The organism is Novosphingobium sp. TH158 (genome assembly GCF_002855555.1).
Taxonomy (GTDB): domain Bacteria; phylum Pseudomonadota; class Alphaproteobacteria; order Sphingomonadales; family Sphingomonadaceae; genus Novosphingobium.
In genome coordinates this window covers 363,429-381,958 of the sequence record NZ_PKRT01000001.1, presented here as the reverse complement: position 1 = coordinate 381,958, position 18,530 = coordinate 363,429, and the positions used below count along the sequence as shown (strand labels likewise).

Here is an 18,530-nt window from a genome sequence, read left to right as displayed (position 1 = left end):
TTACCACTCCTTCCGGTAATCGTGGTTCTCGCCAACCATCGCGGAAAGCGTGGTCGGCCCGCCGACCGGCTCTACCGTATGGCGGCCCGGCTCCTGAGTGCCGGCCTTGGGCGTCTTGCCCGCAGCAAGCGCATCGAGCACGGCATCGAGGCGCTCTGCGGTGAGATCCTCGTAATTGTCGTCATTGATCTGGACCATCGGCGCCGATGCACAGTTGCCCATGCATTCGACTTCGGTCAGCGTCCACATCCCATCGTCGGTGGTGTGGCCACGGCTCAACCCGCGCTTGTGGCAGGCATCGAACAGATCGTCCGAACCACGCAGCATGCACGGCGTGGTGCCGCAGACCTGCACGTGGAATTTGCCGACCGGGACGAGGTTGTACATGAAATAGAAGGTTGCCACTTCGACCACGCGGATCACCGGCATGTCGAGGTACCGGGCAACATATTCCATCACCGGGATCGGCAGCCAGCCCTGGGTTCCGGTTTCCTCGCCGACCTGCCGCTGGGCATAGTCGAGCAGGGCCATGACCGCGGAACGCTGGCGTCCGGCAGGATAGCGGGCAATTGCGGCCTTGGCCTTGGCATCCCACGCCGCATTGAACGCGAAATTGCCCCAGCGGGCGCGCAGTTCCGGGCTATCGGGTTCGAGATGACGGTCAGCCATCAGGCGCTCCTCCGGCGAATCATCAGGTCCTGCACCACATGGAAGAGCTGGAAGCCGCCCACTGCGGTGATCAGCATCGGGAGCATTTCCGAAGTCTGGAACCCGAGCAGCAGCGCTCCTGCCCAGAAGGCGAAGAGCAGCAGGCCGGTGATATCCGCCCAGATGCGCATCAGTTCGAAAGTGGTCAGCTTCACCGGATGAACTCCACGCGAGAGCACTTGTCGCCCTCGAAAGAATAGACTGCGATCACGTCGAACGGCTCCACCAGTTCGGAACCGTCGCTGGCGGGGCCGCGCGTGACGTGTTCGCGCATCAGCACATAGTTGCCGATGGCCTGCGCCTCGACGATTTCGGCATGGTTCCGGGGCCACTTGGCGAAAGCGGCGGCAAGGCCCGAACGCGTGCCTTCAATGCCCTCGCGCACCACCGCGCCGCGATAGTTCGCCTCGCAGGCATCGTCGGTCATGAACGAGACATAGGTGTCCACGTCCTGCGCGTTGTAGGCCGCGATCATGGCCATGGCGGTTTCGAGGTTGCTCAACGATCGCACTCCCCGAACACCACGTCGATGGCACCGAGGATGGCGGTCGCGTCGGGCAGCATGTGGCCCTTCGACATGAAGTCCATCGCCTGCAGGTGCGAGAACGCGGTGGGGCGGATCTTGCAGCGGTACGGCTTGTTCGAGCCGTCCGAGACCAGATAGACGCCGAATTCGCCCTTGGGGCTTTCCGTCGCGACGTAAACTTCGCCCGCAGGCACGTGGAAGCCTTCGGTGTAGAGCTTGAAGTGATGGATCAGCGCTTCCATCGACTGCTTCATCTCGCCGCGCTTGGGGGGGCTGACCTTGCGATCGGTGCTGCACACCGGCCCCGAAGGCATTTCCGCCAGGCACTGCTTCATGATGCGGGCCGACTGGCGCACTTCCTCGACGCGGACCATGAAGCGGTCATAGCAATCGGAATTCGTGCCGACGGGAATCTCGAAGTCCATGCGGTCATAGACATCGTAGGGCTGGCTCTTGCGCAGGTCCCACGGGATGCCGGCCGCGCGGATCATCGGGCCGGAGAAGCCCCATGCCAGCGCGTCGGCCTTGCTCACCTTGGCGATATCGACGTTGCGCTGCTTGAAGATGCGGTTGTCGACAACCAGGCTCATCGCGTCTTCGAACAGCGGGAACAGGCGGCTGTCGATCCACTCGCCGATGTCGACAAGGAGCTTTTCCGGCACGTCCTGGTGAACGCCGCCCGGACGGAACCATGCCGCGTGCATGCGGGCGCCCGATGCGCGCTCGAAGAAGTTGAGGCAGTCCTCGCGGATTTCGAACAGCCACAGGTTCGGCGTCATCGCGCCGACGTCCATCACGTGCGAACCCATGTTGAGCATGTGGTTGCAGATGCGGGTCAGCTCGGCGAACAGGACGCGCAGGTACTGGCCGCGCAGCGGAACCTCGAGGTTCAGCAGCTTTTCGATGGCCAGAACGTAGGAATGCTCCATGCCGAGCGGCGAACAATAATCCAGCCGGTCGAAATAGGGCAGCGCCTGCAGGTAGGTCTTGTGCTCGATCAGCTTCTCGGTGCCGCGGTGCAGCAGGCCAACGTGCGGATCGATACGCTCGATGATTTCGCCATCCAGCTCCATGACCATGCGAAGCACGCCGTGCGCGGCAGGGTGCTGCGGACCGAAGTTGATGGTGTAGTTCGTGATGACTTCGTCGCCAGTAGTGGGCGACTGTTCAAGCTGCATGGACATGATCAGCTACCCTCCGGCGCGGACGACGGCTTGGCCGTGGCACCCTTGGCGCGCGGCTTGCGCGCAGGGCGGCTCTCGGTCGGCTCGGGAGCCTCCGGTTCCTTCTTCGCGGTACGCTTCGGCGCCCCCGGCTTGGCGACCTTCTTGGCCGCTTCCTTGTTGGCTTCCTTGCCTGCACCGGTATCGGCGGGCTTTTCGGTAACCTTTGGCACCGGCGGAGCGGCGGGCGGCGGCGGCGGAGGGGCCTGGACGGCCTTCTCGTCGCCGGGCAGGACATAGTCCGCGCCTTCCCACGGGCTCATGAAATCGAACGAGCGCAGGTCCTGCGCCAGCTTGACCGGTTCATAGACCACACGCTTGTCCTCTTCGGAATAGCGCAGTTCCTGATAGCCCGTCAGCGGGAAGTCCTTGCGGAACGGATGCCCCTCGAAACCGTAGTCGGTGAGGATGCGACGCAGGTCAGGATTGCCGGCGAAGATCACGCCGTACATGTCGTAGACCTCGCGCTCCAGCCAGCCGGCAACCGGCCACAGCGTCGTGACGGTGGGAACCGGGGTATCCTCGGCAGCCGTGACCTTCACCATCACGCGGTGGTTCCGGGTCACCGAAAGCAGCATGTAGACAACGTCGAAGCGTTCTGCCCGGTTCGGGTAGTCAGCACCGGCGATTTCCATCAGCTGCTGGTATTCATGCTCGTCGCGCAGGGTGCGCAAGGCATTCTCGACCTCTGCGCGGGCGACGGTGATGACGACTTCGCCGTGCTCTTCCTTGGCGGAGACGACCGAAGCGCCGAGCGCCTTGGTCAGCGCATCGAGCACACCATCGTTCGAGGCGAACCTGGGGGCGGAATGAAGAACCTGTGCCATGTCCAGTCCCTCAGCGTTCCAGGGTGCCGACGCGGCGGATCTTCCGCTGCAGCTGCATCACCGCGTAAAGCAGCGCCTCGGCAGTCGGCGGGCAGCCCGGAACATAGATGTCCACCGGCACGATCCGGTCACAGCCCCGAACGACAGAGTAGCTGTAGTGATAATAGCCGCCGCCATTGGCGCAGGAACCCATCGAGATGACGTACTTCGGGTCCGACATCTGGTCATAGACCTTGCGCAGCGCCGGGGCCATCTTGTTGCACAGCGTTCCCGCAACGATCATCACGTCCGACTGGCGCGGAGAGGCGCGCGGGGCGACGCCGAAGCGCTCCATGTCGTAGCGCGGCATGTTGACGTGGATCATCTCGACCGCGCAGCAGGCGAGACCGAAGGTCATCCACCACAGCGAACCGGTGCGCGCCCACTGGAACAATTCCTCGGTCGACGTGACGAGGAAGCCCTTGTCCGACACCTCGGCATTGAGGCCGTCGAAAAACGACTGGTCGGGCCCGATAATCTGGCCCGGTGCGGCGGGAGGGACAATTGCGTTCATCGGATCATTCCCAATCCAGCGCCCCGACCTTCCAGGCATAGGCAAGGCCGATGGCCAGCTCGCCCAGGAAGATCATCATCGTGATCCAGCCGGCCCAGCCCGTGAAGTCCAGGCTGATCGCCCAGGGGAACAGGAACGCGGCTTCGAGATCGAAAACGATGAAAAGGATGGCGACAAGGTAGAAGCGGACATCGAACTGGCTGCGCGGATCTTCGAATGCGGGGAAGCCGCATTCGTATTCGCTGTTCTTTTCCGCATTCGGATTATGCGTGCCGGTAAGGAAGGATACGCCCATCGGCAGGAATACGAAGGCCGCCGAAAGTCCCAGTGCGATGACCAGGAAAATAAGGATCGGCAGATATTGTGACAGATCGACCATGATCACCCTGTGCGCGCGGCGGAATCGCCATTCCTAAGGCATTGACCCGGCCCCTAGTCCCGCCGCTTCGCGGGCGCAAGTGGGGCAAACGCCGATATCCGCCTGCACGGGTAATTTTGCGCATGCGGCAAGCGATGCCGGGCCTACTTTCCCAGTTCGCGCCTCAGCTGGGCCGCGGTTGCCTTGCCATAGGGCGGGCGCAATCCGGCGATTTTCGCCACATCCAGCCCGGTCTGCCGGAACACCGCCCGGGCGTGGCTGAATTCCCGGAACCCATCCACGCCGTGGTAATGCCCCATGCCCGACGGTCCGATCCCGCCGAACGGCAGGTCATCGTTGGAGACATGGAAGATCACGTCATTGACCGTCACCCCGCCCGACAGGGTGCGGGATAGCACCTGCTCCTCCTCCGTCCGGTCACACCCGAAGTAATAGAGCCCCAACGGCCGGTCGTGTGCATTGACGTAGTCGATGGCCTGCTCGATGGAATCGTAGGGCATCACCGGCAGCAAGGGCCCGAAGATCTCCTCCTGCATGACGGTCATCCCGTCATGGACCCCGCGCAGGATGGTCAGCGGCACCTTGTTGCCGTTGGATGAAGCAAAGTCCTCGCCCGCCGGGTTGACCTCGATGACTTCGGCCCCCTTGGCGCGGGCATCATCGACATGGGCCCGAAGGCGATCGCGATGGCGGGCGTTTATGACACTGGTATAGTCATCATTGCCCAGCAGCGTGGGATACATGGCAGATGCCTGCGAGACGAGCGCGCCGACCATGCGGTCTTCCTGCTCGCGCGGAACCAGCAGGTAATCGGGCGCAAGACAGATTTGCCCCGCGTTCATCATCTTGCCCAGCGCCACGCGCCCGGCCGCCTGGTCGATATCGGCGCTGCGACCGATGATCGTGGGCGACTTGCCCCCCAGCTCAAGCGTCACCGGAACAAGGTTCTCCGCCGCCGCGCGCATGACGTGACGGCCAACGGATGTTGCGCCGGTGAAGATCAGGTGATCGAACGGCAATGCGGAGAACGCCTGGCCCACTTCGACCCCACCCGTGAACACGACGACTTCCTCTTGCCCGAAATAGCGGGCGATGAGGGTTGCCAGCAGGTCCGACGTCCGCTCGGTAAACTCGCTCGGCTTGACCATTGCCCGGTTGCCGGCCGCGAGGATGCAGGCAAGCGGCGTCATCACCATGCCGATGGGAAAGTTCCACGGCGCCATGATTCCCACCACGCCTTTCGGCTGGAACCGCACCTGCGCCCTCGCCCCCAGCAGGCCTAGCGGGAACATCGGCCGCCGTTTCTCCCCCCGCGACCAGGCACGGAAGTGCTTGCGGGCATGGCGCAAGGCGCTGACCGAGGGCAGCACGTCAGTAAGCAAGGTCTGTTCGCGGCTACGGTTGCCAAAGTCGGCTGAAGCCGCCGCTGCCAGATCTTCCTTGTTCTCGAGCAACAGGGCGATCGCCCGCTTGAGCCGATCGTCACGCAGGGCAGGCGATTCGGGCATGGCGGAGACGAAGGCCTGCCGCTGGTGCTGGAGCACGGAGAGCATTGTCCCGGCGATGTCGGACACGGCGGCTATCCCCTTCCCTGTTTTACCGGTTGGTTTTCGGCGCTTGGCAGTGCTTTGGCAAGCGCGTCCTTTGCTGCACTGCAATGATTGCCATTACCGCAGTGCAACATTACTGTGGCACGACTCAAATCCAAGCATCATCACAAGGCTCTCAACGTCATGGCCCAGATTTCCGCTTCCGATCCCATCGTCGTCCTGTCCTATGCCCGCACCCCGATGGGCGGACTTTCCGGCGTGTTCGCCGATGTTGCCGCCACCGATCTTGGCGCGACGGCCGTGAAGGCTGCGGTCGAACGCGCCGGTGTCGACGGCAAGGACGTGGAACGCATCTACATGGGCTGCGTGCTTCCCGCAGGTCTTGGCCAGTCGCCTGCCCGCCAGGTTGCACTCAAGGCAGGCCTGCCGCTTAATGTCGAAGCATCGACCGTCAACAAGGTCTGCGGTTCGGGCATGCAGACGGTCATCATGGGCGCAGAGGCGCTGGCCGCCGGTTCGGTCGATGTCATTGTCGCAGGCGGCATGGAAAGCATGACCAACGCCCCCTACCTGCTCAAGAAGCACCGCAGCGGTGCGCGCGCAGGCCACGACACCGCCTATGACCACATGTTCCTCGACGGTCTGGAAGATGCCTATGACGGCTCTTCGATGGGCGCCTTCGCCCAGGCCGTGGCCGACGAATACCAGCTGACCCGCGAAGAGCAGGACGCCTACGCCATCGAATCGCTCCGCCGCGCGCAGGAAGCCATCGCCACCGGCGCCTTCGCCAGCGAAGTGGTGCCCGTCACGGTCAAGACCCGCGCCGGCGAAGTCGTTGTCGACACCGACGAGCAGCCCGGCAAGGGCCGCCCGGACAAGATCCCCACCCTCAAGCCCGCCTTTGCCAAGGATGGCACCATCACCGCAGCCAGCTCCTCGTCGATCTCGGACGGCGCGGCGGCGGTTGTTCTCAGCCGCGAAAGCGTGGCCAAGGCCAAGGGGCTTGCCCCGGTTGCCAAGGTTGTTGCCGTTTCGGCCCATGCGCATGAACCCAACCGCTTCCCGACCACGCCGATCAACGCCATCCACAAGCTGATGGACAAGGCAGGCTGGACGCTGGGCGATGTTGACCTGTTCGAGATCAACGAAGCCTTCGCATGCGTTGCCATGATGGCCATGCGTGACCTCGGCATCCCGCATGAGAAGATCAACGTGCACGGGGGCGCGACCGCTCTCGGCCACCCGATCGGCGCTTCGGGCACGCGCATCATCACCACGCTGATCGGCGCGCTCAAGCACAAGGGGCTGAAGCGCGGCGTTGCCTCGCTCTGCATCGGCGGCGGCGAAGCCACAGCCGTCGCGGTGGAACTGGTCTGATCGAACAAGCCCCTCCCTTACCGGAGGGGCTTTTCATTTCCGGGGATCAACCCTTCAGGGGTTGCCCGCGCCCCACAGGCGATCCTGCGACACGAAACCCTGGTGGCCGGTCGCAAGGCTGAAATCGCACCAGCCATCGGCGCATTCACCGAGACGCCCGGTGACACCCGGTTCAAGCCGCCACTTCACCTTTGAGGCAGCATCGGGCGCTTCGCGCATGTCTGCCAGGCCATTGCCAGTGACGATGGCCCCCCGACGCTGGCTCATCAGGCTGCCGAGCACCCAGCCCTTGGCGCCATCGGGATCTTCCACAAGCCACCAACCCTCTTTGGTGCGCAGCACCTTCATCGGCAGGCTCTGGCGGCGATAGACCCACAGGATGCGATAGGCTTCTCCGGGGCCAACCCGCATGTTCACCTCGCCCGCCTTCACCGATCCCCAGAAGGGCGGCTTCGCGTCCTGGGCGGAAAGCGGTGCGGCGGTGGCAAAGGCCAGGGCGGCAATGAGAAGTCTGGTGCGGCGCATCGCGCAACATTAGCGCGCATGCCTGCCTCCTATCAAGGCGAGTTCGGAGAACCGCAGATTTCCGCAACAATCATTGCGCCGGCCCACTTGCCGCTGGCATATCATTGCCCTAGAGCCTCCGCCGTGAAAACGCGCCGCACTAGCGGCGTTGGGAAGGGGTTTTCGCCGATGAACAAATGGATAGCCCGGGCGAGCGCCCTTGCCTTGCTGGTTGCCCCTGCTGTCGCGCAGGCTCAGGAAGCCATGATCGATGCAGCCGATAGCGGCGATACGGCATGGATCCTGGTCTCATCGGCCTTCGTCTTGATGATGACCATGCCGGGCCTGACGCTGTTCTACGGCGGCCTCGTTCGCGCCAAGAACTTCCTCTCCGTCTGCCTCCAGACCGGGGCGATTGCCGCAATGGTTTCGCTGCTGTGGGTTCTGGTGGGCTACACGCTTGCCTTCGGGCCGGTAACCAACGGCTGGATCGGCGCCGGCAGCAACTGGATGCTCAACAACCTCGGCAATGTCCGCGATGGCTATAACGTGCCGGAAAGCGTGTTTGCGCTGTTCCAACTGACCTTCGCCTCGATCACGCCGGCACTAATGGTCGGTGCCTGGGTCGATCGCGCGCGCTTCGGCTGGGTGGTGCTGTTCAGCGCCCTTTGGAGCCTGATCGTCTATGTCCCCGTGGCCCACTGGATATGGGGCGGCGGCTGGCTGGCGACAAAGCTTGGCACGCTCGATTTCGCGGGTGGTATCGTCGTTCACACTACCGCCGGCGTTTCAGCGCTGGTAACCGCCGCGCTGCTCGGCAAGCGCACCGGCTTCCCCAAGACGCTCATGCTGCCGCACAGCCCCTCGCTGACAATGGCCGGTGCGGCCCTGCTCTGGGTGGGCTGGTTCGGCTTCAATGGTGGCTCCGCGCTGGCAGCAAATGACGATGCGGCGGCGGCAATCATCAACACCCATGTCGGCGCGGCCGCTGCGGCCCTGATGTGGCTGCTGGTCGAACGGATCAAGGTCGGCAAGCCCACCAGCGTCGGCTTCGCCACGGGCGCGATCGCCGGGCTCGCCACGGTCACTCCGGCAGCCGGCTTCATCTCGCCGGGTGCTGCGTTCATTTTCGGCATTGCCGCAGCGCTGGTCTGCTTCCCGATGATCCAGGTCGTCAAGCAGCGCTTCCATATCGACGATTCGCTCGACGTGTTCGCAGTGCACGGCATGGGCGGCATCACCGGATCAATCCTGCTGGCCGTGTTCCTTAACCCGGCGCTGGGCGGAACGGGTGATCCGGCGACCTACTCGCTCGGCACCCAGCTGATCGCGCAGGTGGTCGGCGTTGGCGTTACCGCGATCTGGTCGGCCATTGCCAGCGCGATCCTGGCGGTCGCCGTGGGCCTCGCCTTCCCCATGCGCGTCAGCGAAGACGACGAGCGCGAGGGGCTGGATCTTGCCAGCCACGGCGAGCGCGCCTGGGAAATGGACTGAGGCGCGCTTTTCAGGCGAGTTCGCGAGCGAGTGCTGCGATAACCTGCCGCACGGCAGGCTTGCTTGAGGCGAAACCCATGTGGGTAACCGGCAATTCGACCGCTAGGTCGCTCTGCCCCGGCTCGCCATGCGAGGTTGCGGGCGCAACCACGCCATCCAGCGGAGACCACAGGGCCACGGTGCGGACGGGCGGCTTGCTCTGGAAATCCACCGGCACCGGCAGCTTGTCTACCGGGTGGTCGTTGATCGCCTCGTAAATCCGCCAGGCGTGGTTGGCGTGGAGACTGCCGGAAAAGGGGCTGCCCATGGTCATCACCAGACGCACCAGATCGGGGCGGCGGCGGGCCAGGTCACGCGCATATATCCCGCCCAGGCTCCAGCCGAGGAGGACAAGCTTTTCCCCGCCGCATTCGGCATGGAGCTGCTCCATGCGGGCGATCATCCGCTCAAGCAGGCCTTCGCGAAAACCAAGGTTGAAGCCCAGCTTCCAGCCAAATGCGCGATAGCCCGCGGCAAGCAGGCTCTTGCGCAGAACCGAGGTTGCGGCGTCGTCTGCCAGGAATCCCGGGATCACCAGTACCGGTTCGCCCTTCCCCGATCGCGGCACATCGGCCGCGCCGCGCAAGGGCGCCAGGATAGTCTGGGGAACGTCGGCCAGTTCGCGAAGCAGGCGGAATATGCTGGGCTTGCGAACCGGCTGGATCATTCCGTCAGTCTCCGGTCAGGATGCGATCGACAAGCTGCTTCACGGTTGGCGTGAAGTTGTTCGAATAGAACGGGTCCTGCTTGAACTTGTAGGCGGCATGGCCGGCAAACATCAGGTTCTGTTCTACCGGACCGCCGTGGGCGATGTCCTGAAGCGTCTTCTGTATGCAGAAGCTGCGCGGATCGGCCAGGCGACCGGTGGTGTAATCGTCGTGGTCCTTCCACGATGAGAAACCGCAGTGCGAAAGACAGCCCATGCAATCGGACTGATCCTTCTTGATCTCCTCGCGCTCCGCCGGCGTGACGAAGACAATGGTGTCGTCCGGCGTGCGCAGGCCTTCGGTGAAGCCGGCGCCGTACCAGGCGTGAGCCCGGTCGAGATCGGCGGGGGCTACCCAGAAGTTCTTGCCCTTCACCCCGACGTCAAGCTGCACAGTGTGTTCGCCGGCGGCGACCTTCGAATAGGGCACCTGCCGTTCGCTGCGCGCCTCGAGATTGCGCAGGAAGGGATTGCGGACCGCCGAGGAATAGAATCCCGTCGGCGAGAAGCGGTGCAGAAGCACGTCGCCCGGTTCCAGTTCGCGCAACGCATCCTTCCACGCCTGCGGAATGGGGCTTTCCTGCGTCAGCAGCGGACGCGTGCCGTACTGGAAGGCGATGGAACCCAGTTCGGGATTGCCGATCCAGTCGTTCCAGTCGCGCAAGTACCAGACACCGCCAGCCATGACGATCGGCACCGATTCCGGCACGCCTTCGGCCCGCATCGTTTCGCGCAGCGCCTTGACGCGCGGATAGGGATCTTCGGGCTTGCGCGGGTCTTCGGCGTTCGACAGGCCGTTATGGCCCCCGGCAAGCCACGGATCTTCATAAACCACCGCGCCGAGCAGTTCGCTGACCTTGTGGTAGGCGCGCTTCCACAACAGGCGGAAGGCGCGGCCGGAACTGACGATGGGCAGGTAGCTGACGTTGAAGCGGGCCGCGATTTCGGCGAGCTTGTAGGGCATGCCTGCACCGCAGGTAACGCCTGTGACAAGTCCGCGCGTACGCTCGAGAATGCCTTCGAGTATCTGTTGCGCGCCGCCCATTTCCCAGAGGATATTGATGTTGATCGCACCTTTGCCGCCGGCAATGTCGTGCGCGCGCTTCACCTGTTCAACGGCACCGTCAATGCCATAGCGGATCAGTTCCTGGTGCCGCTCCTTGCGGGTCAGTGCGTGGTAGATCTGCGGAATGATCTTGCCTTCGGGATCGTAGCTGTCGGCATTGACCGCGCTCACCGTGCCGATGCCGCCCGCAGCAGCCCAGGCACCCGAACTGGCATGATTGGTTGCCGAAACGCCCTTGCCGCCCTCCACCAGCGGCCAAACCTCACGCCCACCATAGACAATCGGCTGGAGACCCTTGAAACTCATCATCTTTCCTTCTTCAGCGCTGCACGGCAGTGCCGTCTGCGCCCAGCTTGCACGGTTTGATTGCGGCGGGCTCGGGACGCGGCCCCGTTGCCTCAAACTGCGCGTAATAGCCAGTCAACTCGGGTTTACGGACAAATTGCACCAAGCGAAAGCCCACCGCGCCCATTTCGCAGAACAGCAGCGCCGGAGGGATGCCGTGCTTGTCGGTCGGACGATCGACATCGACGACGATCACCTGCCCGCCCTGGCGCAGCCCGGAACGCATGTGCCAAAGGAAGGCATAGGGATCCTGCACCTCGTGGTACATGTGGACCATGAACACCCGGTCGAACGAATTCTGCGGCAACCGGGGGTCTTCCGGCAGGCCCTGCTTGATCGAAACGTTGTCCAGCCGTTCGCGTTCGACGCGCTGGCCAAGGCGCTGGATCGCACCCTGATCGATATCCACGGCAAGAACCCTGCCCTTGGCACCGACACGCTCGGCAAGACGAACGGTATAATAGCCCTCACCCGCGCCGATATCGGCCACGGTATTCCCCTGGCCGATCTTCGCCAGGTCCATCACCGCCTTGGCCTCGCCCAGTTCGTCGCGCTTGACCTCGGTCGAAAACTCGGTGGCACCGGTGTCCGACACCGGCCGGTCGGGCTTGGGGAATTTTGGCTGCTCGGCACCCTGCGGCGAACAGGCCGCAAGCCCGCATATTGCAAGGGAAAGGGCGGCAAGGCGCCTCAATCGACGTCCTCCACCTCAACCTTCTCGCCGGTGACGCGCTGCGAGAGGGCAGCGGCCATGAACTGGTCGAGATCGCCATCGAGAACGTCCGACGGCGTGGGGCTGGTCACGCCGGTCCGCAGGTCCTTGACCATCTGGTACGGCTGCAAAACGTAGGACCGGATCTGGTGGCCCCAGCCGATGTCGGTTTTCGCCGCATGCTCGGCATTGGCCGCTTCCTCACGCTTGCGCATTTCCTCTTCGTAGAGGCGCGCCTTAAGCATGCCCAAGCAGATTTCGCGGTTCTTGTGCTGGCTGCGATCGACCTGGCTGGCGACGATGATGCCGCTGGGCACGTGGGTCATGCGAACGGCCGAGTCGGTCGTGTTGACGTGCTGCCCGCCCGCACCGGACGCACGATAGGTGTCGATCTTCAGGTCTGCCGGGTTGATCTCGATGTTGAAGGAATCATCGATCACCGGATAGACCCAGACGGAACTGAACGACGTGTGGCGCCGCGCCGAACTGTCATAGGGGCTGATCCGGACGAGGCGATGAACACCGCTTTCCGTCTTGGCATAGCCATAGGCATTCTCGCCCTTGACGAGGATGGTGGCCGATTTGATGCCTGCCTGTTCGCCCGCCTGGTATTCGATCACGTCGGTCTTGAAACCGCGCTTGTCGGCCCAGCGGCTGTACATGCGCAGCAGCATTTCGGCCCAGTCCTGGCTTTCGGTTCCGCCTGCACCGGCATGGATTTCGATATAGGTATCGTTGCCGTCTGCCTCACCGGCGAGGAGAGCCTGGACCTTGTCGGCATCGGCCTTGTCGGCCAGCGCCGCAAGCGCGGCAACGCCTTCGTCGATGGTGGCTTCATCGCCTTCCATTTCACCCAGCTCGACGTACTCGATCGCGTCGGCCATCTCCTTGGAGATGGTTTTGACCGTACCGATTGCTGCTTCCAGCCGGCGCCGTTCCTTCATCACGGCTTCGGCTTCCTTGGGATTATCCCAGAGCTTGGGATCTTCCACGCGCGCGTTCAGTTCGTCGAGGCGCCGCAGCGCGCGCTCCCAGTCGAGGAACTTGCGCACGAGTGCCAGTGCGGCCTCGATCCGGTCAATATGGGCCTGCCCTTCGGCACGCATGGGAAAAACTCTCCAGTTACAGGAGAGAGCCGGTTAGCCGGATTGGCCGCAAAGTAAAGGCCTGCAAAACCCCTGCCGCTCAGGAAGCCTGATCTTTGGCCCTTGCCTCACCCTGCCGGGCCCGGCGGCGGCGCCATACGAGCGCCATGCTGGCCAGGCCGAACATGCCGAGCATACCCGGTTCGGGCACCTGCACCGCCCCGCCATTAAAGCTCGGCAGGTTCCACGAGCCCGAAAACAGCAGGCTGAACACGCCGGTTCCGGTGCCGCTGGCGGGATCGGTGGACATTATGCGGACGTTGCCGGTTGTCATCGTGCCATCGTCATTCTGCGAAAGCCGGAACAAGACCGGATCGCTCGATGCGCTGGTGCGGCAGGTCGTCTCGGTGTTGCAAACCTCGTAGGCCGCGGTCAGCGCGTTATAGATCAACCCCATGACGCCGCCGTAAGCACCCGAATTGAAGTCGCCGCTGCCGTCTATGTAATAGGCATCCTTGTTGTAGTCGTAGACGATAGTCATTCGCGTGTTGGTTGGTTGACCGAGGTTCAGCGCCGGGTCGATCGGCCCGGTTGCGTCGGCAATCGAGGAATTGCCAACTCCTCCGGGCGCCGTGCCGCCATTGTAGTAGGGCGAGCTGACGGTGATGCGATAGATCCCGTCGGCCGCTTTCTGTCCCTGGTAAGCGGCAGAATCATAATAGGCCTGGGTAGGTACCGTCGCCTTGAAGCTGATCGTGACAGGATCGCCCGCCTTGTAGGGGTAATCCGGAAGCGGCCCCTTGTAGGTCGCCAAGGTTCCGTCGGGCTGGCGGACGAGGATCGTGTCCGCGGCCGTGCTGGAAACAACCCCGGTATAGGTCAGGTCAATCGTCCGCGAAATCGGAGCGGTCTGAGCCACGGCACCAGCCGATGAAATCGCGAACACCGTTGCGGCGAACATTGCTACCCGTGACATGTTGATCTCCAATCAGTCGTAACTGATTGAAGAAAAGCACGTTTCAGGGTAAACGGATGTTAACTTGCAGGCCTGTCCCGATTTGGCGCAAAACCGCGATCAGACCTTCTTGCCCGCCTTCAGCTTGCGCACCGCTTCAAGCGTGAGCTTCACGTGATCGCGCCAGTCCATGTTGGAATGGACGAACACGATGCGCCCGTCCTTGCCGACCACATAAGACGTGCGAGAGGTGAAGGCAGTGGCATTGCCATCGCGCTTGAGTGCCACATCATAGGCAGAGACAACCTGCGGGGTTGCAGCGGCAACGGCGAACTTGTCGCGGCATTCTTCCTTGGAGAAGCGCTGCAAGGTTGGCACATCGTCATTCGACATCCCGATGACGGTTGCGCCTGCCTTGGCGAAGTCACCGCTTGCCTCGGCAAATGCCCGCGCCTCAAGCGTGCAGCCCTGCGTGAAGGCCTTGGGATAGAAATAGACGACAACCGGGCCCTTCTTCAGGTGCTTTGACAGGCTGAAGCTGATCTCCTTGCCGGCCAGCGCGCCCTTCGCGGTAAAGTCCGGGGCTTTCGCACCGACCGAAAGCTGGGCCCGGGCACCGGTGGAAACAAGCATGGCGGCAAGCGCAGCCAGCGGGGCGAAGCGGGTGAAGCGGCGACGTTCCATAAGCGGATTTATGCTCCGCTTGCCGCGATCAGTAAACCCCGCCCTGCTGCTCGACAAAGTCTCCGCCCGCTTCCTGCTTCGGCGCAGCCTCCGCCGCCGGTTCATCGGCCTTGCGCGCGCGCCTGACAGCCGCGACGAGGGCATCGCGCTGTTCCTTCAATTTGTCCTCTCGGCTGGCTTCGCGAAGCTCCGCCTCGGCCTTGAAGGCCTCCCAGATGACCGGTGACTTGCCTTCGTTGCTGGCCGCACCGCCGAACACCTGCTTGCCGCCGATGCGGTCGATCTTGACCATGTGGATGCCACGCGGTGCAACAAAGGGCAGCTTGCTCCAGCGCGGCTTGGTTGCCTGCACAACCTGCTTGAAGATCGGAGCGGCCATAGTGCCGCCCTGGGCATAGCCACCCAGCGATCGCGGCTGGTCGAAGCCCAGATAGACGCCGCCCACGATGTCCTGGTTGCCACCGACAAACCAGACGTTCGTCGGCCCGGAACTGGTGCCGGTCTTGCCGAACAGCGGCACGCCAAGATCGCTGAGCACGACCGCCGTACCGCGCGTCACCACGCCTTCAAGCATGTGGACCACCTGGAAGGCGGTGCGCGGGTCCATCACTTCCTTGCCGCGCGGGGCGAAGCGGGGCATCGGCTTGCCGTCCCACTCGGCCATGTTGCACTTGTCGCAACGACGGTTGTCGCCGCGCCAGATCACCTTGCCATTGCGGTCCTGGACATAATCGATCAACGACTGGGTGAACTGCACCCCGTTGTTGGCCAGCGCCGAATAGGCATTCACCATCTGCGCCACGGTGGTGTCACCAGCCCCCAGTGCGAAAGCCAGATAGGGTTCGTACTTTCCGATGCCGACGCGTTCGATTGTCTTGGCGACGCGGTCCATGCCGGTATCGTTGGCGATGTGCACGGTCATCAGGTTGCGCGACTGCTCAAGGCCCCAGCGCATGGTGTGAACGCCCGAGCCGCCCGCGCCGCCGAAGTTTCGGAAGCACTTCTGGCCATACTTCGCGCCCTGATAGACGCAGAAGGACTGGTCGGGCACCATGGTTGCCGGGGTCATGCCGAAGTCGAGGCCGGTGCCATAGACAAAGGGCTTGATTGTCGAGCCCGGCTGGCGCTGTGCCTGCGTGGCGCGGTTGAAGTCGCCCAGGCCCGGGTCGAAACCGCCCTGCATGGCAAGGACACGGCCGGAACTGGCATCCTGGAACAGCATGCCGCCCGAAACCTCGGGAATGGCGCGCACGGTCCAGGCATTGCCCGCAGGCGACGCAGCGGTAACATCGCCCGCCTTGATCGCTGCGGGAAGCCCGGTCAGCGGCGCGGTCGATCCGTCAGCAAAGCCGATGGTCGCCCGCGGGCCATCCCGGCTGATGACAATGCCGATCTTCCAGTCCTCGTAGCGGATGGAATGGTTGGCCGCCACGAAAGCGCCCAGCCACTTGTCTTCGGTGATGTCGATATGGTCGATCGGGCCCTTCCAGCCTTGGCCGCCGTGATAGCGCAGCAGGGCCGCGCGCAGCGCCTGCTCTGTCGCCTTCTGCAGTTCGGGATCGAGCGAGGTCCGCACCCAGAGGCCGCCCGCATAAACGCTGTTGGGCCCCTTGTCGGCATTTTCGCCATATTTCTCGACGAGCCGGCGGCGCACTTCCTCGACAAAGTAGCCATTCGACGGATCATAGCTGTCCACCCGGCGCGGGATAATGCCGAGCGGCTGCGCCTTGGCGGCGTCAGCCTCGGCCCGGGTGGCCCAACCGTTGCTGACCATCTGGTCGAGCACCCAGTTACGCCGCTCGATCGCCTGCTGGGCATATTTGGCGCGGCCATAGCGTTCCGGCGCCTTCGGCAGGATGGCAAGAAAAGCGGCCTCGCTTAGCGACAGCTGGTCAACATCCTTGCCGAAATAGGCAAGGCTGGCCGCTTCGACACCGAAGCTCTGCCGGCCGAGCGGAATCTCGTTGAGATACAGCTCAAGGATCTGCTGCTTGTTGAGCACCGATTCGATGCGTCCGGCGAGCACCATTTCCTTGAATTTGCGACCGATCGAATATTCGTCGCCGATCAGGATGTTCTTGGCCACCTGCTGGGTAATGGTCGAACCGCCCTTTGCGCGTTCGCCGGAACCGATCTTGGTGACATAGTCCACCACTGCGCCGGCAAGTCCGGTGTAGTCGACGCCGCCGTGTGTCCAGAAGGTCTTGTCCTCGGCGGAAAGGAAGGCGTTGATCACCGGCTTCGGAAAATCGACGAAGCGCAACTGCACACGCCGTTCGCGGGCATAGGAATAGACGATCTCGCCATTCACGCCGCGCACCATTGTCGGCAGGGGCGGCTGGTAGGTCAGCAGGCTGTCTGCCGAGGGCAGTCCGCGCAGGATCGTTGCCCACAACACGGCATAAAGCGCGACAAGCCCGCCAACGGCATAGCCACCCAGGCGGAAGCGGCGGCTGGTGTTCCAGTGCGAACGGAACCACTCCACGGCACCGCTGGCCTCGCGGCGGATGCGCAGGCGGGTGGATTCAGGGGCGGTTTCATCGACCATGGCCGGCTCCTAGCATGGCGGTTTATCCTCTTGCCAGTGCCTTTGCTTCAACCCGGACGATGCCGAGCGAAATAGACCCGGATGGCATTGGCCGTGGCCGTGGCGAAAGACGCCTGCCCATCGCGCGAGGCGAGCCAGGCCGCATCCTCGGGCGACGTAATATAGCCGGCCTCGAACAGGACCGACGGCAGATCCGCCGATTTCAGCACGATAAAGGCGGCAGACTGGATGGCGCTGTCCCTGAAATGGAGCAGCCCCCTGCCCTCGCGCAGGATTAGCGCTGCGAAGTCTTCGGACTGGGCGACCGTCTCGCGCTGCGCGAGATCGACGAGAATGTTCGCAACATCATCGCTCTGGTCGGACAGCGCGACGCCGTTGACCACGTTGACGCGGTTCTCCTTCTCGGCAAGCGCTGCGGCCGTCTGGCTGGAACCCTTTTCCGACAGGACATAGACGGTGCCGCCACGGGCTTCCTCGTTGGGCGCTGCGTCTGCATGGATCGAGATGAACAGATCGGCCTTCAGGCGCCGGGCAATGCCCGCCCGCTCCTCCAGCACCAGGAACCTGTCGTCCGCCCGGGTCAGGGCCACGCGCACACCGCCGCCTTTCAGCAGCTCGTCGCGCAAGCGGCGGGCGAGCGCCAGGGTGATTTCCTTTTCCTTGGTCGGCCCGCTCCCCGCACCCGGATCGAAACCGCCATGACCGGCATCGATCACCACCAGCGGACGACTCGGATCCAGCGGCCCTTCGATCTTCGGCAGGCCGACTTCCCCGGCAGGCGGCGGCAGTTCCAGCCGGATCACATAGTCGCGCCCGCGCCCGGCAAAACCGAACGTCCTGTCCACCCAGAAAAGCAGCACCAGCACTGCCACCGGGACAAGCACGAGCAGGGCGATCTGCAGGCGACGCGTCATAAGGCAATGCGTTAAGCGCTTGTTAGGCTTGCGGCAATCTCTGGCCTGCTATTCATCCTCAATCCTTGCGGGCCAGCGCCAGCGGTGCTAGCACGCGAGGGCCGGAGCACGGATGCTCCGCCAAGCCGGGCCGAAAGAGCGCCGGATTCGAACAGGTTGATGCCGGAATGACAAGCCTTTCACCGTCCTGCCAAGCCCTGCGCCTTCCGGCGCGGGCTGCGCTGACGGTGCTGGAATCGCTTTGCGATGCGCGCCAGAAATCGCCGCGCCTTGTCTCTCCTGCAGTCGCAACACGGCCATCTGGCCGCGCCGCTCTCGCCATCCGGCAGCGCGGT

General features: G+C 63.6%; 19 protein-coding genes. 2 read left to right on the top strand and 17 right to left on the bottom strand.

Annotated elements, in window-relative coordinates; translation table 11 throughout:
- From C0V78_RS02000 to C0V78_RS01965, 8 genes are all read right to left on the bottom strand, one after another.
- A complete protein-coding gene (locus C0V78_RS02000) occupies window positions 1-669 on the bottom strand; it encodes an NAD(P)H-dependent oxidoreductase subunit E (protein ID WP_101796201.1) in 669 nt (222 codons plus the stop codon).
- Window positions 669-863, bottom strand: coding sequence for a hypothetical protein (locus tag C0V78_RS01995; RefSeq protein ID WP_101796200.1), 195 nt, complete (start codon window positions 861-863; stop codon window positions 669-671). Before C0V78_RS01995 ends, C0V78_RS02000 begins: the two co-directional genes overlap by 1 nt.
- The gene (locus C0V78_RS01990) at window positions 860-1,210 is read right to left on the bottom strand and encodes a nuclear transport factor 2 family protein (protein ID WP_101796199.1); all 351 of its coding nucleotides are present in this window, start codon (window positions 1,208-1,210) and stop codon (window positions 860-862) included. The genes C0V78_RS01995 and C0V78_RS01990 overlap by 4 nt, the downstream gene beginning before the upstream one ends.
- Window positions 1,207-2,418 (bottom strand): NADH-quinone oxidoreductase subunit D, encoded by a 1,212-nt coding sequence (locus C0V78_RS01985; protein WP_101796198.1) that lies wholly within the window; start codon window positions 2,416-2,418, stop codon window positions 1,207-1,209. Before C0V78_RS01985 ends, C0V78_RS01990 begins: the two co-directional genes overlap by 4 nt.
- 2 nt (window positions 2,419-2,420) lie before the next feature.
- Window positions 2,421-3,284: an NADH-quinone oxidoreductase subunit C gene (locus tag C0V78_RS01980; RefSeq protein ID WP_101796197.1), complete on the bottom strand. Its 864-nt coding sequence runs from the start codon at window positions 3,282-3,284 to the stop codon at window positions 2,421-2,423.
- Window positions 3,285-3,294: 10 nt separating this feature from the next.
- Window positions 3,295-3,837, bottom strand: a complete 543-nt coding sequence (locus C0V78_RS01975) for an NADH-quinone oxidoreductase subunit B family protein (RefSeq protein WP_101796196.1) — start codon at window positions 3,835-3,837, stop codon at window positions 3,295-3,297.
- Between the two features lie 4 nt (window positions 3,838-3,841).
- Window positions 3,842-4,216, bottom strand: coding sequence for an NADH-quinone oxidoreductase subunit A (ndhC, locus tag C0V78_RS01970; RefSeq protein ID WP_101798139.1), 375 nt, complete (start codon window positions 4,214-4,216; stop codon window positions 3,842-3,844).
- Between the two features lie 143 nt (window positions 4,217-4,359).
- Window positions 4,360-5,769 carry a coniferyl aldehyde dehydrogenase gene (locus C0V78_RS01965; protein WP_101796195.1) on the bottom strand — a complete coding sequence of 470 codons (1,410 nt, stop codon included), beginning with the start codon at window positions 5,767-5,769 and terminating at the stop codon, window positions 4,360-4,362.
- A 180-nt stretch (window positions 5,770-5,949) separates the two neighbouring features.
- Here C0V78_RS01965 and C0V78_RS01960 point away from each other — a divergent pair, with 180 nt between their 5' ends.
- The gene (locus C0V78_RS01960) at window positions 5,950-7,143 is read left to right on the top strand and encodes an acetyl-CoA C-acyltransferase (RefSeq protein WP_101796194.1); all 1,194 of its coding nucleotides are present in this window, start codon (window positions 5,950-5,952) and stop codon (window positions 7,141-7,143) included.
- Between the two features lie 54 nt (window positions 7,144-7,197).
- Here C0V78_RS01960 and C0V78_RS01955 read toward each other — a convergent pair whose 3' ends face one another.
- On the bottom strand, window positions 7,198-7,668 hold the full coding sequence (locus C0V78_RS01955) for an SH3 domain-containing protein (RefSeq protein ID WP_101796193.1): 471 nt from the start codon (window positions 7,666-7,668) through the stop codon (window positions 7,198-7,200).
- A 168-nt stretch (window positions 7,669-7,836) separates the two neighbouring features.
- Here C0V78_RS01955 and C0V78_RS01950 point away from each other — a divergent pair, with 168 nt between their 5' ends.
- A complete protein-coding gene (locus C0V78_RS01950) occupies window positions 7,837-9,141 on the top strand; it encodes an ammonium transporter (protein ID WP_101796192.1) in 1,305 nt (434 codons plus the stop codon).
- Between the two features lie 10 nt (window positions 9,142-9,151).
- On the opposite strand, the gene C0V78_RS01945 is transcribed toward C0V78_RS01950, so the two are convergent.
- From C0V78_RS01945 to C0V78_RS01910, 8 genes are all read right to left on the bottom strand, one after another.
- On the bottom strand, window positions 9,152-9,847 hold the full coding sequence (locus tag C0V78_RS01945; RefSeq protein ID WP_101796191.1) for a triacylglycerol lipase: 696 nt from the start codon (window positions 9,845-9,847) through the stop codon (window positions 9,152-9,154).
- Window positions 9,848-9,851: 4 nt separating this feature from the next.
- Entirely contained in the window at window positions 9,852-11,258 is a 1,407-nt protein-coding gene (locus tag C0V78_RS01940; RefSeq protein WP_101798138.1) for a nitronate monooxygenase family protein, read from the bottom strand.
- Window positions 11,259-11,271: 13 nt separating this feature from the next.
- Entirely contained in the window at window positions 11,272-11,991 is a 720-nt protein-coding gene (locus C0V78_RS01935; protein WP_101796190.1) for a class I SAM-dependent methyltransferase, read from the bottom strand.
- Window positions 11,988-13,115, bottom strand: a complete 1,128-nt coding sequence (prfB, locus tag C0V78_RS01930; protein WP_101796189.1) for a peptide chain release factor 2 — start codon at window positions 13,113-13,115, stop codon at window positions 11,988-11,990. Before prfB ends, C0V78_RS01935 begins: the two co-directional genes overlap by 4 nt.
- A 79-nt stretch (window positions 13,116-13,194) precedes the next feature.
- The gene (locus C0V78_RS01925; RefSeq protein ID WP_144039816.1) at window positions 13,195-14,070 is read right to left on the bottom strand and encodes a PEP-CTERM sorting domain-containing protein; all 876 of its coding nucleotides are present in this window, start codon (window positions 14,068-14,070) and stop codon (window positions 13,195-13,197) included.
- A 99-nt stretch (window positions 14,071-14,169) separates the two neighbouring features.
- Complete coding sequence (locus tag C0V78_RS01920) at window positions 14,170-14,733, bottom strand: peroxiredoxin (protein ID WP_101796187.1); 564 nt, start codon at window positions 14,731-14,733, stop codon at window positions 14,170-14,172.
- 28 nt (window positions 14,734-14,761) lie between these two features.
- On the bottom strand, window positions 14,762-17,281 hold the full coding sequence (locus C0V78_RS01915; RefSeq protein WP_101796186.1) for a penicillin-binding protein 1A: 2,520 nt from the start codon (window positions 17,279-17,281) through the stop codon (window positions 14,762-14,764).
- 47 nt (window positions 17,282-17,328) lie between these two features.
- A complete protein-coding gene (locus tag C0V78_RS01910; RefSeq protein WP_101796185.1) occupies window positions 17,329-18,195 on the bottom strand; it encodes an N-acetylmuramoyl-L-alanine amidase in 867 nt (288 codons plus the stop codon).
- Window positions 18,196-18,530: the final 335 nt, after the last annotated feature.

Coding starts and splice junctions, on each gene's coding strand:
- C0V78_RS02000 (WP_101796201.1), bottom strand. CDS start 669: ATGGCTGACCGTCATCTCGAACCCGATAGCCCGGAACTGCGCGCCCGC.
- C0V78_RS01985 (WP_101796198.1), bottom strand. CDS start 2,418: ATGTCCATGCAGCTTGAACAGTCGCCCACTACTGGCGACGAAGTCATC.
- C0V78_RS01980 (WP_101796197.1), bottom strand. CDS start 3,284: ATGGCACAGGTTCTTCATTCCGCCCCCAGGTTCGCCTCGAACGATGGT.
- C0V78_RS01975 (WP_101796196.1), bottom strand. CDS start 3,837: ATGAACGCAATTGTCCCTCCCGCCGCACCGGGCCAGATTATCGGGCCC.
- ndhC (WP_101798139.1), bottom strand. CDS start 4,216: ATGGTCGATCTGTCACAATATCTGCCGATCCTTATTTTCCTGGTCATC.
- C0V78_RS01965 (WP_101796195.1), bottom strand. CDS start 5,769: ATGCTCTCCGTGCTCCAGCACCAGCGGCAGGCCTTCGTCTCCGCCATG.
- C0V78_RS01960 (WP_101796194.1), top strand. CDS start 5,950: ATGGCCCAGATTTCCGCTTCCGATCCCATCGTCGTCCTGTCCTATGCC.
- C0V78_RS01955 (WP_101796193.1), bottom strand. CDS start 7,668: ATGCGCCGCACCAGACTTCTCATTGCCGCCCTGGCCTTTGCCACCGCC.
- C0V78_RS01950 (WP_101796192.1), top strand. CDS start 7,837: ATGAACAAATGGATAGCCCGGGCGAGCGCCCTTGCCTTGCTGGTTGCC.
- C0V78_RS01945 (WP_101796191.1), bottom strand. CDS start 9,847: ATGATCCAGCCGGTTCGCAAGCCCAGCATATTCCGCCTGCTTCGCGAA.
- C0V78_RS01940 (WP_101798138.1), bottom strand. CDS start 11,258: ATGAGTTTCAAGGGTCTCCAGCCGATTGTCTATGGTGGGCGTGAGGTT.
- prfB (WP_101796189.1), bottom strand. CDS start 13,115: ATGCGTGCCGAAGGGCAGGCCCATATTGACCGGATCGAGGCCGCACTG.
- C0V78_RS01925 (WP_144039816.1), bottom strand. CDS start 14,070: ATGTCACGGGTAGCAATGTTCGCCGCAACGGTGTTCGCGATTTCATCG.
- C0V78_RS01920 (WP_101796187.1), bottom strand. CDS start 14,733: ATGGAACGTCGCCGCTTCACCCGCTTCGCCCCGCTGGCTGCGCTTGCC.
- C0V78_RS01915 (WP_101796186.1), bottom strand. CDS start 17,281: ATGGTCGATGAAACCGCCCCTGAATCCACCCGCCTGCGCATCCGCCGC.
- C0V78_RS01910 (WP_101796185.1), bottom strand. CDS start 18,195: ATGACGCGTCGCCTGCAGATCGCCCTGCTCGTGCTTGTCCCGGTGGCA.